The sequence below is a fragment of the Acinetobacter sp. VT 511 genome (assembly GCF_001077515.1).
Classification (GTDB): domain Bacteria; phylum Pseudomonadota; class Gammaproteobacteria; order Pseudomonadales; family Moraxellaceae; genus Acinetobacter; species Acinetobacter schindleri.
This window is the reverse complement of the sequence record NZ_LFRE01000041.1, coordinates 60302-76022: the sequence shown is the minus strand read 5'-3', so window position 1 is coordinate 76022 and position 15721 is coordinate 60302. Positions and strand designations below refer to the sequence as shown.

General features: G+C 44.3%; 13 protein-coding genes, 1 tRNA gene and 2 pseudogenes. 15 read left to right on the top strand and 1 reads right to left on the bottom strand.

All coding sequences use genetic code 11. The features are described from left to right. The 14 genes and pseudogenes from tuf to ACS72_RS03235 form a co-directional block, all read left to right on the top strand. Window positions 1-176: pseudogene (gene tuf / locus ACS72_RS17265) on the top strand (elongation factor Tu); the annotation flags it as partial. A 49-nt stretch (window positions 177-225) separates the two neighbouring features. Then, window positions 226-301, top strand: a tRNA-Trp gene (locus tag ACS72_RS03290). A gap of 78 nt (window positions 302-379) precedes the next feature. Beyond that, window positions 380-820 carry a preprotein translocase subunit SecE gene (secE, locus tag ACS72_RS03285; RefSeq protein ID WP_048881209.1) on the top strand — a complete coding sequence of 147 codons (441 nt, stop codon included), beginning with the start codon at window positions 380-382 and terminating at the stop codon, window positions 818-820. 7 nt (window positions 821-827) lie between these two features. Then, complete coding sequence (gene nusG / locus ACS72_RS03280) at window positions 828-1361, top strand: transcription termination/antitermination protein NusG (RefSeq protein ID WP_004813568.1); 534 nt, start codon at window positions 828-830, stop codon at window positions 1359-1361. A 118-nt stretch (window positions 1362-1479) separates the two neighbouring features. After that, window positions 1480-1908: a 50S ribosomal protein L11 gene (gene rplK / locus ACS72_RS03275; RefSeq protein WP_004813566.1), complete on the top strand. Its 429-nt coding sequence runs from the start codon at window positions 1480-1482 to the stop codon at window positions 1906-1908. Between the two features lie 3 nt (window positions 1909-1911). Continuing rightward, window positions 1912-2607, top strand: a complete 696-nt coding sequence (rplA, locus tag ACS72_RS03270) for a 50S ribosomal protein L1 (RefSeq protein ID WP_004813564.1) — start codon at window positions 1912-1914, stop codon at window positions 2605-2607. A gap of 296 nt (window positions 2608-2903) precedes the next feature. After that, complete coding sequence (gene rplJ / locus ACS72_RS03265) at window positions 2904-3410, top strand: 50S ribosomal protein L10 (protein WP_004813562.1); 507 nt, start codon at window positions 2904-2906, stop codon at window positions 3408-3410. A gap of 48 nt (window positions 3411-3458) precedes the next feature. After that, window positions 3459-3827 (top strand): 50S ribosomal protein L7/L12, encoded by a 369-nt coding sequence (rplL, locus tag ACS72_RS03260; RefSeq protein ID WP_004813560.1) that lies wholly within the window; start codon window positions 3459-3461, stop codon window positions 3825-3827. Window positions 3828-4138: 311 nt separating this feature from the next. Continuing rightward, window positions 4139-8227 (top strand): DNA-directed RNA polymerase subunit beta, encoded by a 4089-nt coding sequence (gene rpoB, locus ACS72_RS03255; RefSeq protein ID WP_005220712.1) that lies wholly within the window; start codon window positions 4139-4141, stop codon window positions 8225-8227. A gap of 155 nt (window positions 8228-8382) precedes the next feature. Beyond that, the gene (gene rpoC, locus ACS72_RS03250; protein WP_004813557.1) at window positions 8383-12582 is read left to right on the top strand and encodes a DNA-directed RNA polymerase subunit beta'; all 4200 of its coding nucleotides are present in this window, start codon (window positions 8383-8385) and stop codon (window positions 12580-12582) included. A gap of 154 nt (window positions 12583-12736) precedes the next feature. Then, entirely contained in the window at window positions 12737-12952 is a 216-nt protein-coding gene (locus ACS72_RS03245) for a hypothetical protein (RefSeq protein ID WP_004813556.1), read from the top strand. Between the two features lie 194 nt (window positions 12953-13146). Next, entirely contained in the window at window positions 13147-13392 is a 246-nt protein-coding gene (locus ACS72_RS18620; RefSeq protein ID WP_228156222.1) for a hypothetical protein, read from the top strand. Then, window positions 13373-13618: a hypothetical protein gene (locus ACS72_RS18615; protein ID WP_228156223.1), complete on the top strand. Its 246-nt coding sequence runs from the start codon at window positions 13373-13375 to the stop codon at window positions 13616-13618. The genes ACS72_RS18620 and ACS72_RS18615 overlap by 20 nt, the downstream gene beginning before the upstream one ends. A gap of 140 nt (window positions 13619-13758) precedes the next feature. Then, on the top strand, window positions 13759-14115 hold the full coding sequence (locus ACS72_RS03235; protein ID WP_004813553.1) for a hypothetical protein: 357 nt from the start codon (window positions 13759-13761) through the stop codon (window positions 14113-14115). Between the two features lie 69 nt (window positions 14116-14184). Here the strand turns inward: ACS72_RS03235 and ACS72_RS03230 are convergent. Then, window positions 14185-14676, bottom strand: a pseudogene (locus tag ACS72_RS03230) (DUF4442 domain-containing protein). A 116-nt stretch (window positions 14677-14792) separates the two neighbouring features. Between ACS72_RS03230 and ACS72_RS03225 the strand changes: the two are divergent. Continuing rightward, the gene (locus tag ACS72_RS03225; protein WP_048881208.1) at window positions 14793-15659 is read left to right on the top strand and encodes an alpha/beta fold hydrolase; all 867 of its coding nucleotides are present in this window, start codon (window positions 14793-14795) and stop codon (window positions 15657-15659) included. Window positions 15660-15721 lie beyond the last annotated feature (62 nt).

Sequence of the window (15721 nt, the reverse complement as noted above, 5' to 3'; positions counted from 1 at the left end):
ACGTAACTGGTGCGATCGCGCTTAAAGAAGGCGTTGAAATGGTTATGCCTGGTGACAACGTTGAGATGTCAGTAGAGCTGATCCACCCAATCGCAATGGACGCAGGCTTACGCTTCGCGATCCGTGAAGGTGGTCGTACAGTGGGTGCTGGTGTAGTATCTCGCGTTACTGCATAATATAGTATAAGATATTGACTGGAGCCCCGGCTCCAGTCTGTCTTTTTGAAGGTCAGTAGTTCAATTGGTAGAGCGTCGGTCTCCAAAACCGAATGTTGGGGGTTCGAGTCCCTCCTGACCTGCCATCATTTTTTCTTAAAAGACGCTTGATGTCGGCAAATCTGGTCATATAATAAGTCGCGAAACCTACGACGAGTACAAAAATGTCGAATGATAAATCACGTGACGCAATGAGCGGCGCGGCAATTCCCCAAAGAAATAATCCTGCTGTAGATGTAAAAACTGGTTCTCCATTGGACATTGTTCTATGGGTTATCGCCTTGATTTTATTGGTGGGTGCAATGATGGTAAATCAATATTTGCCAGCGTACTGGGCACCAGCGAATGATATTTGGGTTCGTGTTGGGGTGATTTTGGCTTGTATCGTGGGCGCTTTAGGTTTATTATACGCCACCCATCAAGGCAAAGGCTTTGTTCGACTGCTGAAAGACGCACGAATTGAGCTCCGTCGAGTGACCTGGCCTACCAAGCAAGAGACAGTGACCACCTCATGGCATGTTCTTGTTGTTGTTGTCATTGCAGCCGTTGTTTTATGGTGTTTTGACTACCTATTAGGCTGGTTAATGAAGTTTATTATCGGGTAAGAGAGCTATGAAACGTTGGTACATTATTCATGCCTATTCTGGTTATGAAAAACAAGTGATGCGTTCGCTTAATGATCGAATCCAGCGTAGCGCTGTTGCCGATAGCTTTGGTGAAGTCCTAGTCCCTACTGAGGAAGTAGTGGAAATGAAGGATGGCAAGAAACGTAAATCAGAGCGTAAGTTCTTCCCAGGCTATGTATTAGTCGAAATGGAAATGAACGATGAAACCTGGCACATTGTTAAAGAATGTCCAAAAGTATTAGGTTTTATTGGTGGTACGGCAGAAAAGCCGGCACCAATTACGCAAAAAGAAGCTGATGCGATTCTTGCGCGTGTACGTAATACTGGTGAAGCACCTCGTCCTAAGACGATGTTTGAACCAGGCGAAGAATTACTCGTAATTGACGGTCCATTCACAGACTTTAAAGGTGTGGTGGAAGAGGTTCAGTACGAAAAGTCACGCTTAACGCTGACAATCAACGTATTTAACCGACCAACTCAGGTTGAATTGGAATTTCGCCAAGTCGAAAAAACAATCTAATCGGTATTGGTTGAAAACGCCCGATTTATTAAAGGATCGGGCATTGTTGTTGTAACGGTTATCGTTACGTAGAATCATTGGGGAGCCTAGCGGCGTTTGCACCCAGAGGTAATTTGAAATGGCTAAGAAGATTGACGGCTATATCAAGCTGCAAGTTCCAGCTGGTAAAGCGAATCCATCTCCACCGATTGGTCCTGCACTGGGTCAACGTGGTGTTAACATCATGGCGTTCTGTAAAGAATTCAACGCTGCTACTCAAAAGCTTGAAGCTGGTCTGCCAATCCCAGTCGTGATCACTGTGTACAACGACAAGTCGTTCACTTTCATCATGAAAACTCCACCTGCTGCGATTCTTCTTAAGAAAGCTGCTGGTATCCAAAAAGGTTCGGCTGTACCTAACAAAACTAAAGTTGGTAAGTTGACTCGTGCTCAGTTAGAAGAAATTGCGACTACTAAAGAACCAGATCTTACTGGTGCTGATTTAGACGCACGTGTTCGTACCATTGCTGGTTCTGCACGTTCTATGGGCTTGGAAGTGGAGCTATAAGACATGGCAAAGTTAACTAAACGTCAAAAAGCCATTGCTGCTGCTATTGAAGCGCAAAAAGTTTACACTTTAGAAGAAGCTGTAGAAGTTCTTACTAACCTTCCAGCTGCGAAATTCAAAGAATCTTTGGATATCGCTGTTAATCTAGGTGTTGACCCTCGTAAATCTGATCAGGTTGTTCGTGGCGCGACTACTCTTCCTGCAGGTACTGGTAAAACTGTACGTGTAGCTGTATTCGCTCAAGGCGCTGCTGCAGAAGCTGCTAAAGCTGAAGGCGCAGACGTTGTTGGTTTCGACGATCTTGCTGAAAGCATCCAAGCGGGTAACCTTGATTTCGACGTAGTCATTGCTGCTCCAGATGCAATGCGCGTTGTAGGTAAACTTGGTACGATTCTTGGTCCACGTGGCTTAATGCCAAACCCTAAAGTGGGTACTGTAACTCCTGACGTTGCTACTGCAGTTAAAAATGCAAAAGCTGGTCAAGCACGTTACCGTGTAGACAAAGCGGGTATCATCCACGCTGCGATCGGTCAAGTAGGTTTCTCTGCTGAAGCTGTTCGTCAAAACGTTGAAGCTCTTGTAGCTGACCTTAAGAAAGCAAAACCTGCTACTTCTAAAGGTATTTACATCCAAAAGATCACTCTAAGCTCTACTATGGGTCCTGGTCTGATCGTTGATGTTCAAAACGTTTCTAAATAAGTTTAACTTATACAGAATTTTAAAGCCCTGAGTGAAAATCAAAGCGCCGCTTTGATTTTCACGCAAGAAACGCTCCGTCTCTTGTGAACTTAGGCAGACTTTGAATTGATAAATGAGAATTTATCAGCGTCAAAGACCTCAGGCGAGGGGAGTTTTATGCTCTTCTCTTAATAGTCCAGCCTGCGTAGACGCGGTGGTGTGATTTGTTCATCCTCCGCGTGTAGGTCCAGTGATGGACTTGCGAATTGGGAGTGTACTTCTTTGAAGTACATAAATCACCGTTAGGAGGTTTTACAATGGCTCTTCTTATTGAAGGCAAAAAACAGATCGTAGCTGAAGTTGCTGAAGTTGCTTCTACTGCATTTGCCGCTGTTGTTGCTGACTACCAAGGTTTAACAGTTGAGCAATTAACTGCTCTACGTGTTGAAGCTCGTAAACTAGGTGTTCACACACGTATCGTGCGTAACACTTTGGCTAAACGTGCTCTTCAAGATACTCAATTCAATATCTTGAACGACAACCTTGTTGGCCCAACAATCTTAGCTTTCTCGACTTCTGAAGACGACATGGGTGCAGCTGCACGCTTGTTCGAAGAATTCGCAAAAACTAACAAAGCATTTGAACTTAAAGCTGCTGCATTTGATGGCAAGGTTTATCAAGGTGCTGAAGTTAGCGTGATTGCGAATCTTCCGAACCAAGAAAAAGCGCTTACTATGCTTGCAAACGTTCTTCAAGCTCCTATTTCGAAATTGGGTCGCCTTATTACTGCGCTCAAAGAGAAAAACGAGTCAGAAGCTGCTTAAGCTTAAATTTATTTCCACACCATTCAATTTCCATTTGGAGTTATTCTCATGGCTTTAACTAACGAAGAAATCCTAAACGCAGTTGCAGAAAAAACTGTTCTTGAACTTGTTGAACTAATCTCTGCTTTCGAAGAGAAATTCAACGTATCTGCTGCTGCTGTAGCTGTTGCTGCTGCTCCAGGCGCTGCTGCTGCTGCTGAAGAACAATCAGAATTCAACGTTGAGTTGACTTCTTTCGGTGCGAACAAAGTTGCTGTAATTAAAGCAGTTCGTGAAGCTACTGGCCTTGGCTTGAAAGAAGCTAAAGATATGGTTGAAGGCGCACCTGCTGTTCTTAAAGAAGGCGTTTCTAAAGAAGAAGGCGAAGAGCTTAAGAAGAAACTTGAAGAAGCTGGTGCTACAGTTACTCTTAAGTAATTTCTTAAGGGAGTCGGTTTTTTTATAATCGGCTCCAAAAATTGGCTGATGGCTCTTGGGTCATCAGCCTTTTTGCGTTACAATAATCGGCTCGATTTTTGTTTGCATGATAGAAATTCATACAAATTTAAAAAACAAACATAATTGATCAAATGCTTACCAATATTTTTGCAGTAAAAAAATATTGTTAAGCGTTTTAATACCACTAAAAATTGCAGCATTTGTAAAGAGTGGTGGCCATATCGGCCAGCGTAATTCCTTCTGAGCTCGTTCTGCAGGCGGGCTTAGTTTACACTTTCCGAGGACTCCAGATGGCATACTCATATACCGAAAAGAAACGGATCCGTAAGAATTTTGGTAAATTGCCTAGCGTTATGGATGCTCCGTACTTGCTCTCGATTCAAGTCGACTCGTACAGAACATTCTTACAAGATGGCAAATCACCAAAAAACCGCGAAGATATCGGTCTCCAAGCCGCATTTCGTTCAGTTTTTCCTATTGAAAGTTATTCTGGCAATGCTGCTTTAGAATTTGTTGAGTATAGTCTTGGTAAGCCTGAGTTTGATGTACGCGAATGTATTCTTCGTGGCTCAACTTATGCAGCACCAATGCGTGTGAAGATTCGTTTGATCTTAAAAGATCGTGAAACGAAATCGATCAAAGACGTACGTGAACAAGAAGTCTATATGGGCGAAATGCCATTGATGACGGATAACGGTACTTTCGTAATCAACGGTACCGAGCGTGTAATCGTATCTCAATTACACCGTTCACCAGGCGTATTCTTTGACCACGATAAAGGTAAAACTCACTCAAGTGGTAAAGTCCTTTATTCTGCGCGTATCATTCCTTACCGTGGTTCATGGTTAGACTTTGAATTCGATGCCAAAGACCTAGTCTATGTACGTATTGACCGTCGTCGTAAATTGCTTGCGACTGTGGTACTTCGTGCATTGGGTTATAATAACGAACAAATTCTGAACATGTTCTATGAGAAAGTGCCTGTATATCTGGATATGGGTAGCTATCAGATTGACCTTGTTCCAGAACGCCTGCGTGGTGAAATGGCACAATTTGATATTGCTGACAAAGACGGCAAGATCATTGTTGAGCAAGGTAAACGTATTAACGCACGTCACGTACGTCAAATGGAAGCTTCAGGTCTTGAAAAACTTGCAGTGCCTGATGAATACCTGTACGAACGTATCACTGCTGAAGACATCCAGTTAAAAGATGGCGATGTGATCGCGGCCAATACTGTATTAAGCCATGAAATCATGGTGAAGATTGCAGAAGGCGGCGTGAAGCAGTTCAACTTACTGTTCACAAATGATATCGACCGTGGTTCATTCATCGCGGATACATTACGTGCCGATACGACGACAGGTCGTGAAGAAGCACTAGTAGAAATCTACAAAGTAATGCGTCCAGGCGAGCCACCAACAAAAGAAGCTGCTGAAAACCTGTTCAACAACCTGTTCTTCTCTTCTGAACGTTATGACTTGTCGCCAGTCGGCCGTATGAAGTTCAACCGTCGTTTGGGTCGTCCTTACGAAGTGGGTACAGATCAGAAGTCACGTGAAGTTGAAGGTATCCTCTCGAACGACGATATCACTGATGTATTGAAAACATTAGTTGAAATTCGTAACGGTAAGGGTGAAGTCGATGATATTGATCACTTGGGTAACCGTCGTGTTCGTTCAGTTGGTGAAATGACTGAAAACCAATTCCGTGTGGGTCTGGTTCGTGTAGAACGTGCGGTTAAAGAACGTCTGTCACAGGCTGAAACTGATAACCTGTCTCCGCAAGATTTAATCAATGCGAAGCCAGTGGCTGCTGCCATCAAAGAATTCTTTGGTTCAAGCCAGTTGTCTCAGTTCATGGATCAAAACAACCCGTTGTCTGAAATCACCCACAAACGTCGTGTATCAGCGCTTGGGCCTGGTGGTTTGACGCGTGAACGTGCCGGCTTCGAAGTACGTGACGTACATCAAACTCACTACGGTCGTGTGTGTCCAATTGAAACGCCTGAAGGTCCAAACATTGGTTTGATCAACTCGCTTTCTGTATATGCAAAATGTAACAACTTTGGTTTCTTAGAAACGCCTTACCGTAAAGTTGTTGATGGTCGTGTAACGGATGAAGTTGAATACCTGTCTGCAATCGAAGAAGTAGGTACTGTTATCGCACAGGCCGACTCTGCAATCGATAAAGATGGCAACCTGACTGAAGAATTTGTATCTGTACGTCACCAAGGTGAATTCGTACGTATTCCACCAGAAAAAGTGACGCATATGGATGTATCTGCTCAGCAGGTCGTGTCTGTCGCTGCATCACTGATCCCGTTCCTTGAACACGATGATGCGAACCGTGCATTGATGGGTTCAAACATGCAACGTCAGGCAGTTCCTACGTTAATCGCTGACAAGCCACTGGTGGGTACCGGTATGGAAGCGAACGTAGCACATGACTCTGGTGTATGTGTGATCGCGAAACGTGGTGGCCGTATTGAATATGTAGACGCTTCTCGTGTCGTGATTCGTGTCAACGAAGACGAAATGGTGGCGGGCGAAGCAGGTGTAGATATCTACAACCTGATCAAATACACTCGTTCTAACCAGAACACTTGTATTAACCAGAAAGTTCTTGTGAACATGGGCGATAAAGTGGGTCGCGGTGACGTTCTTGCTGATGGTCCATCGACTGATGGCGGTGAACTGGCACTGGGTCAAAACATGCGCGTAGCATTCATGACCTGGAACGGTTACAACTATGAAGACTCGATCTTGTTATCTGAGCGTGTACTTCAGGAAGACCGTTTAACGTCTATCCACATCCAGGAACTTTCATGTGTTGCACGTGATACCAAACTGGGTGCTGAAGAAATTACTGCCGATATCCCGAACGTGGGTGAAGCTGCTCTGTCTAAACTGGATGAGTCTGGTATCGTTTATATCGGTGCTGAAGTGACTGCTGGTGACATCCTGGTAGGTAAAGTAACGCCTAAAGGTGAAACACAACTTACTCCGGAAGAAAAATTGCTACGTGCAATCTTCGGTGAAAAAGCAGCTGACGTAAAAGACTCTTCTTTACGTGTTCCATCGGGTACTAAAGGTACCGTGATTGACGTTCAAGTGTTTACACGTGATGGTCTTGAAAAAGATGAACGTGCGCAAGCAATTGAAAAAGCTCAGCTTGATGCTTACCGTAAAGACTTGAAAGAAGAATACAAAATCTTTGAAGAAGCAGCACGTGAACGTATTGTTCGTCTGTTGAAAGGTCAGGAATCTAACGGTGGTGGCACAACTAAACGCGGTGACAAACTGTCTGAAGACGTTCTGTCTGGTTTAGAGCTTGTTGATCTGTTAGACATCCAACCAGTAGATGAAGCAATAGCTGAGCGTTTAACGCAAATTCAAGTTTTCTTGAAAGAGAAGAGCCTTGAAATTGATGAGAAATTTGCTGAGAAGAAACGCAAATTATCTACAGGCGATGAACTTACAACTGGCGTACTGAAAGTTGTTAAGGTTTATCTAGCGGTTAAACGTCGTATCCAGCCTGGTGATAAGATGGCGGGTCGTCACGGTAACAAGGGTGTTGTATCTAACATCTTGCCGGTAGAAGACATGCCACACGATGCTAACGGTGTACCAGTTGATATCGTTCTTAACCCGCTAGGCGTACCGTCACGTATGAACGTGGGTCAGATTCTTGAAACTCACTTGGGTATGGCCGCCAAAGGTCTTGGCGACAAAATCGACAAGATGCTTCAAGAGCAACGTACGGTACTTGAGCTTCGTGAATTCTTAGACAAGATTTACAACAAAGTTGGTGGCGAGCAAGAAGATCTTGATAGCCTGACTGATGATGAAATCTTGGCATTGTCTGGTAACTTGCGTAAAGGTGTTCCTTTGGCAACTCCAGTATTCGACGGTGCTGAAGAATCGCAAATCAAAGAATTGTTAGAGCTTGGTGGCATTTCACGTACTGGTCAAACAGTATTGTATGATGGCCGTACTGGTGAACGTTTCGACCGTCCGGTAACTGTAGGTTACATGTACATGCTGAAACTGAACCACTTGGTTGACGACAAGATGCATGCGCGTTCTACTGGTTCTTACTCTCTAGTAACGCAACAGCCGCTTGGTGGTAAAGCACAATTCGGTGGTCAGCGTTTCGGTGAGATGGAAGTATGGGCACTTGAAGCATACGGTGCAGCATATACACTCCAGGAAATGCTTACTGTGAAATCGGATGACGTTGAAGGTCGTACCCGTATCTATAAGAATATTGTAGATGGTAACCATTACATGGACCCAGGTATGCCTGAATCGTTCAACGTATTGACCAAAGAGATCCGTTCTTTAGGTATCAACATTGAACTGAAAAATGGTGACTAAGAATCTCCATTAAATCTCCCTAAATCCCTCTTTGTAAAAGAGGGACTTTTCCCCCTTTGAAAAAGGGGGATTAAGGGGGATTAAAATTCAGTTAAAAAACAATATTTGTGACCCAGTTGTTGAGTGAAAATCTCCACAACACACGGAGAAAAAAATTGAAAGACTTGCTCGATATCATGCGCAAAAAGACGGATTCAGACGGTCATGCTCCAGTAGAGTTTGATCGCATCCGTATTGGTCTTGCGTCACCAGAAATGATTAAGTCGTGGTCTCATGGTGAAGTTAAAAAGCCTGAAACCATCAACTACCGTACGTTCAAGCCTGAACGTGATGGTCTATTCTGTGCCAAAATCTTTGGTCCAGTAAAAGATTATGAATGCTTGTGTGGTAAATACAAGCGTATGAAATACAAAGGCGTCATTTGTGAAAAATGTGGCGTTGAAGTAACAACTGCGAAAGTTCGTCGTGAACGTATGGGGCACATTGAGCTTGCTTCTCCAGTTGCACACATCTGGTTCCTGAAATCACTACCTAGCCGTATCGGTCTTTTATTAGACATGACGCTACGTGATATCGAACGCGTATTGTATTTCGAATCTTACGTTGTAACCGATCCTGGTATGACGCCGTTCGAGAAATACCAGCTTCTAAATGATGAAGAATACTTCAATGCTTTAGAAGAACACGGTGACGAATTCACAGCGAAAATGGGCGCGGAAGCAGTTCAGGACTTGTTGAAAGACATCGATCTTGAAGCCGAAATTTCTCGCCTGCGTGAAGAGATTCCTGTAACAACTTCTGAAACTAAGTTGAAAAAAGCGTCTAAGCGTTTGAAACTTATGGAAGCGTTCAAAGAATCGAATAACAAGCCAGAATGGATGGTAATGAACGTACTTCCAGTACTTCCACCAGATCTTCGCCCGCTTGTGCCACTTGAAGGTGGTCGTTTCGCGACTTCTGATTTGAACGACCTTTACCGTCGTGTGATCAACCGTAACAACCGTTTGAAGCGTCTTCTTGACCTTGCAGCGCCAGACATTATCGTACGTAACGAAAAACGTATGCTTCAAGAGTCTGTGGATGCATTGTTAGACAACGGTCGTCGTGGTCGTGCAATTACCGGTTCGAATAAGCGTCCTCTTAAATCTTTGGCAGACATGATCAAAGGTAAACAGGGTCGTTTCCGTCAAAACTTACTTGGTAAGCGTGTTGACTACTCGGGTCGTTCGGTAATTACTGTAGGTCCAAACCTACGTCTTCACCAATGTGGTCTTCCGAAGAAAATGGCACTTGAGTTATTCAAGCCGTTTATTTTTGCGAAACTACAAGCATCTGGTCAAGCAACCACCATTAAAGCTGCGAAGAAAATGGTTGAGCGCGAAACTCCAGAAGTTTGGGACGTACTTGCATCTGTGATCCGTCAGCATCCAGTCATGTTGAACCGTGCGCCAACACTTCACCGTCTAGGTCTTCAAGCATTTGAACCTATTCTGATTGAAGGTAAAGCGATCCGTCTTCACCCGTTAGTTTGTGCGGCATTTAACGCCGACTTCGACGGTGACCAAATGGCGGTACACGTACCATTAACACTTGAAGCTCAGTTAGAAGCTCGTGCGTTAATGATGTCAACTAACAATATCTTGTCTCCAGCGAACGGTGAACCAATCATCGTACCGTCTCAGGACGTTGTGTTGGGCTTGTATTACATCACACGTGATGCAATCAATGCCAAAGGTGAAGGCATGGTTTTCGCGGATACTCACGAAGTAAACCGTGCACTTGCAACTGGTCAGGTTGATCTACATGCTCGCGTGAAAGCACGTGTACACCAAACTGTGATTGATGAAGATGGCAACCGTCGTCAAGAAACCATCATTGTTGATACAACCCCTGGTCGTTGTCTGCTTTGGGAAGTTGTTCCTGAAGGGATGGACTTCCAGCAAATTAACGTTGAGATGACCAAAAAGAACATCTCGAAGTTAATCAACTCTTGCTACCGTAAATTGGGTCTGAAAGATACTGTTATCTTCGCTGACCAGTTGATGTACCTAGGCTTCCGTCAAGCGACGCGTTCAGGTGTATCTGTTGGTATGGAAGACATGCTGATTCCACCAAACAAACAGGCAATTATTGGTAAAGCGGAAGCTGAAGTTCGTGAAATCGAACAACAGTTCGAACAAGGTTTCGTAACTGCCGGCGAACGTTATAACAAAGTTGTCGATATCTGGGCACGTACCAACGACCAGGTAGCGAAAGCGATGATGGACAACTTGTCTTACACGACTGTTAAGAACAAACAGGGTGAAGACGAGAAGCAAAAATCATTCAACAGCATCTACATGATGTCTGACTCCGGTGCCCGTGGTTCCGCAGCTCAGATTCGTCAGTTGGCTGGTATGCGTGGTCTGATGGCGAAGCCAGATGGCTCGATCATTGAAACGCCTATTAAAGCAAACTTCCGTGAAGGTCTGACAGTACTTCAGTACTTCATTTCAACACACGGTGCGCGTAAAGGTTTGGCCGATACAGCACTGAAAACTGCGAACTCTGGTTACTTGACTCGTCGTCTGGTAGACGTTGCGCAAGACTTGGTCATCACTGAACCAGATTGTGGTACTTATGATGGTCTTGTAATGACGCCGTTCATTCAAGGCGGTGACGTGATCGAGAACCTGGGTACTCGAGTACTGGGTCGTGTCGTTGCTGAAGACGTTAAGAAAGTGGGTACAGACGAAGTTCTTCTTCCTCGTAACACGTTAATTGACGAGAAACTGGCTACGTTCATTGAAAACGCGGGTATTGACGAAATCAAAGTACGTTCAGTTGTAAACTGTGCCTCTACTTTCGGTGTATGTGCGAAATGTTACGGTCGTGACTTGGCACGTGGTCATCAAGTGAACCCTGGTGAATCTGTGGGTGTAATGGCTGCTCAATCAATTGGTGAGCCAGGTACACAGTTAACCATGCGTACGTTCCACGTGGGTGGTGCTGCGAGCCGAACTTCTGCTGCAAACAGCGTACAAGTTCGTAACAAAGGTACTGTACGTTTCCACAATGTGAAAACTGTACAACACGCGAAAGGTCACTTGGTATCAACTTCACGTTCAGGTGAAATCGGTATTGCAGATGATCTAGGTCGTGAGCGCGAACGTTATAAGATCCCTTACGGTGCGTCTATCTTGCTGAAAGATGGCGAAGCTGTAGAAGCGGGCGGTATCGTGGCGACTTGGGATCCGCATACACATCCACTGGTAACAGAAGTAGCTGGTAAAGTTCGCTTCAGCCAGATTGCTGATGGTGTAACTGCAACATCGAAAACTGATGATGCAACTGGTATGACGACTGTTGAGATCTTGCCTGTTACAGCGCGTCCTGCTTCTGGTAAAGATTTACGTCCTGCTGTTGTGCTTGACACAGTAGATGGTGGCGAACAGTTCTACTTCTTGCCACAAAACACAATTCTTTCTGTCCGTGATGGCGAAACAATTGGTGTGGGTGATGTAATTGGTCGTGTACCACAAGAATCTTCACGTACGCGTGATATTACCGGTGGTCTGCCGCGTGTAGCTGACTTGTTCGAAGCACGTAAGCCGAAAGAACATGCGATCCTTGCAGAAGTGTCTGGTATCGTAAGCTTCGGTAAAGAGACCAAAGGTAAGAACCGTCTGGTAATTACTCCGGATGACGGTTCAGAGATCTACGAAGAGCTTATTCCGAAATGGCGTACCATTAACGTGTTCGAAGGCGAACATGTGAACCGTGGTGAAACGATTTCTGATGGTCCACAGAACCCGCATGACATCTTACGTCTGAAAGGTGAAGTGGCGTTGACCAATTACATCGTGAACGAAGTTCAGGACGTTTACCGTCTGCAAGGTGTAAAAATCAACGATAAGCACATCGAAGTGATCGTACGTCAAATGTTGCGTAAAGTTGAAATCACTGATGGTGGTGATTCTAGCTTCATCAAAGGCGAACAGGTGGATTACATCCGCGTTGCTCAAGAGAACCAAGCATTGCTTGCTCAGAACAAGTTCCCTGCGAAGTTTGAACGTCAATTGATGGGTATTACCAAAGCGTCACTTTCTACTGACTCGTTCATCTCTGCTGCATCGTTCCAGGAAACAACTCGTGTGTTAACTGAAGCGGCTGTAACAGGTAAAGAAGATGATCTACGCGGTCTGAAAGAAAACGTAGTTGTAGGTCGTCTGATCCCAGCGGGTACAGGTCTGGCTTACCACTTGGAGCGTCGTCGTCAAGAAGCAGAAGCTGCAGAATTTGAACTGCATAATGACTTCTCTGATGTAGACCAAGCGCTTAGCCAAGCATTTAATGATGAGTTTAACGGTCTGTAATCAGACACTTTAAATCAGAAAAAGCCACCTTCGGGTGGCTTTTTTTATGGCTGGATGTTGTCAAATCAGCACTTTTAAACAATGATTTGAAATCAAACCCTAAAATATGCCAGTATTTCTGAGGAAAACATAAACTTAAAATGGGAACAGTAAGATGAAAAATTTAGCAATCTCAGTTGTACTACTGCTAGCACTCGGTTTGACAGCGTGTTCTAAAGATCAAGCAGAAAATACAGCACCTGGCGACACTACAGCCGCGGATGAAACTGAAGTTGTAGATCAAACAGCTGCAAATGAAGAAGCTCAACCTTTGGATGCGGCACCATTAGAAACAGATGACGTTGCAACATCAGAAGCTGTTACTCAATAAAGTAAAACAAGCTTTACATCTATTTAGGCACTGATCATTGCTACTTATTAATCCATACCGATGATCTGTAGTACAAGTGCCGCTTGTTAAGCTCGGTACTTATTTTTTATTGAGAGGGAAAAATGCGTTCTATAAGTAAAAAATTAGCGGTTACCACATTATTCGTAGTCTCAACTGTTTCATTTGCAGCACCTATGCCCAATACTATTATGGTTGAAGATAAAGCTGTGGTTCCTGTATTAAAAACTGAAGTGCTGCGTCGGGTAGAAGGACAGCAACCTGTACGTCATGTTGAAGCCACGATTCTGGAAATCACCAATAAAGGCAAGGATATTGCTGCTAAAGAAGTGGTATTTGATGACACTCTGGGGCAGTTCTCAGATAAAAAACTGTCAATTCTAGTAATTCAAAAGGGGGGGTGTGATTGTTCCTACCTCTAAAATTGAATTCAATACGACATTGAAGCAGGACGGTGAAATCCTCCAGCAAACCAGAACTATTGATGCTGAAGGTATCGAGTTTAAAAAAGATCAGGCTGAACCTGTAAAACGTACTCTACAATTGCAGCAACATACTGGTACGGATAAAACCAAGGTAACGCATACCGTGATGACTGAAGATGGTGCAACCTCTCGTGATTTGCTCATGGTAGATACTGCGGAATAAAATTAAAAGATCCAATTTCATGTGCTATTTACAAAATAGCGTAGGGGAGTTTCAAGATTTAACATCTTGTTATAAATCGCTCCTTAAATTCCAGTTACTCTTAACTCATAAGACAGAGGAATCGAACAGGGAGCTGGATCATGAAAAAGTTAATTGGCGTAGTGGCTGCGGTGACAGTTTCAACCTTTATGTTAGCAGGTTGTGAAAATATGTCTGCCCGTGATCAACGTGTAGGTGCTGCAGCACTCGGTGGCGCAGTCGGTGGTGGTGTGGGTAATAGTGTCGGCGGTGGCTGGGGTTCTGCTATTGGCGGTGGTGCCGGTGCCGCTGTCGGAAGTAAGACTCAAGGCGGCTCTAACCGCAATGCAACCTACAGTGGTGTAGGCGGTGCTGTGGGCTCAGCCGTTGGTAAGAGTATTTTTGGTGGTAACGCTGGTGCAGCAATCGGTGGTGCGATCGGCGGTGGTGCAGGCGCGGCGATTGAGCAACGCCGTTAATCACAGCCCTATCTGGTATTAATATATAAAAGCGCCTGTACAGGCGCTTTTATTGTGTTGATCCAATTTCTATTTATTTTTAAAGAGAGCCTTAGGTTTTTTACGACGGATATATATGGTCTTTTTTACCTCTGCAATACGCACAGCTGAATCATCATAAATATCGACCTGATAGTTACGATAGACAGGAGCATGATCAGCCGCCAAATTCATAATAGTTTTCACTTCTTCAGCATCAATGCGTATGTCTGCATACACGGTTCCGCGGCCTGGAGAGAGGAACTGGATGGTCGCTTCTTTATCCCAGACAATATATTTTGGTCCCAGATGATGCATCAGGAGCAGCATCTAGAAGGGATCGACCATGGAATACAGGCTACCCCCAAAATGTACGCCGACAATATTCTGGTTTTTACGAGTTAGTGGCATTTTCACGCGAATATGATAATTGGCATAATCCAGTTCATCAATTTCGATACCCGCTCCACGATACGGTGCATAACGGTTTAAGATAAATTTAGTGACCAAAGGCAGGCTTTGAATTTTACGTAATAGGCTCATACTGACATTCTTTTTTCTTGTATAGCTATGCATACTAGAACAACAAAATTGTGATGGCATTGATAAATCATGCCGAGTTATAAAATAAACGGTCAATAACAATAAAGGAAGACCAGATGGAAACACAAACTCAATGGGTGGCAACCAGTGATCAGCAGCGTCTTGCAGTAAGAACCTTTGGTGATATCAGCAAGCCTGCTTTGGTTTTGGTGCATGGCTATCCGGATCATCAGGAGGTCTGGAAAAATGTAATTGTCTATCTGCCGGATTATTTTATCGTTACTTATGATGTGCGTGGCGCAGGGGATTCATCCATTCCCAAATATATCCGTGATTATCGTCTGGAGCGTCTGAGTATGGATCTGGAGGAAGTGGTGAGTGCCGTTCTTCCAGGACAATCTTTTCATTTGGTTGCCCATGACTGGGGGTCGATTCAGTCTTGGGAATCGGTGACTGACCCAAGATTCGAAGGCCGTATTCTTTCCTTTACCACGATTTCAGGTCCCTGTCTGGATCATGCCGCCTTCTGGATGCGGAATCAGTTCAAGCAAAACCGATCAAGATTTTTTAAACAATTAAGCAAGTCTTGGTATATCGCCATGTTTCAATTGCCTTGGCTGGCACCAACTGCATGGAATTTTTTCAATCCCGAGCGCTGGGGCAAAATTATTCGGGAACTGGAAGGCAAAGAAGGACTGCCATTGAACCAGAATATTGTCAAAGATGGAAAATATGGCATTGGGCTGTATCGGGCCAATTTTATTCCACGGTTGCTTAAACCCCGTGAACGCTATGCCATCTGTCCGGTACAGGCCATTGTGCTAAAGCGGGATAATTTCGTCAGTCCGCAACTAGTTGATGAAATGCCCAAATGGGTGCAAACCTTTTCCAGGGTAGAGCTAGATGCCAATCATTGGGCAATCTTAAGCCAGCCAAAACTTATTGCAGAGTCTATCCGTGAGTTTACTCAACAGCATGCTTAATCCAGTCACAAAGATGGATTTGGGTTGATAAAAATGTAGGGGAATTTTTATTCGCATTTTCT

Bases quoted from the DNA above. Each gene is read 5' to 3' on its own strand.
- rplL (WP_004813560.1), top strand. From the start codon at position 3,459: ATGGCTTTAACTAACGAAGAAATCCTAAACGCAGTTGCAGAAAAAACT.
- ACS72_RS03225 (WP_048881208.1), top strand. From the start codon at position 14,793: ATGGAAACACAAACTCAATGGGTGGCAACCAGTGATCAGCAGCGTCTT.
- rpoB (WP_005220712.1), top strand. From the start codon at position 4,139: ATGGCATACTCATATACCGAAAAGAAACGGATCCGTAAGAATTTTGGT.
- ACS72_RS03245 (WP_004813556.1), top strand. From the start codon at position 12,737: ATGAAAAATTTAGCAATCTCAGTTGTACTACTGCTAGCACTCGGTTTG.
- nusG (WP_004813568.1), top strand. From the start codon at position 828: ATGAAACGTTGGTACATTATTCATGCCTATTCTGGTTATGAAAAACAA.
- ACS72_RS03235 (WP_004813553.1), top strand. From the start codon at position 13,759: ATGAAAAAGTTAATTGGCGTAGTGGCTGCGGTGACAGTTTCAACCTTT.
- rplA (WP_004813564.1), top strand. From the start codon at position 1,912: ATGGCAAAGTTAACTAAACGTCAAAAAGCCATTGCTGCTGCTATTGAA.
- rplK (WP_004813566.1), top strand. From the start codon at position 1,480: ATGGCTAAGAAGATTGACGGCTATATCAAGCTGCAAGTTCCAGCTGGT.
- secE (WP_048881209.1), top strand. From the start codon at position 380: ATGTCGAATGATAAATCACGTGACGCAATGAGCGGCGCGGCAATTCCC.
- rplJ (WP_004813562.1), top strand. From the start codon at position 2,904: ATGGCTCTTCTTATTGAAGGCAAAAAACAGATCGTAGCTGAAGTTGCT.
- ACS72_RS18620 (WP_228156222.1), top strand. From the start codon at position 13,147: ATGCCCAATACTATTATGGTTGAAGATAAAGCTGTGGTTCCTGTATTA.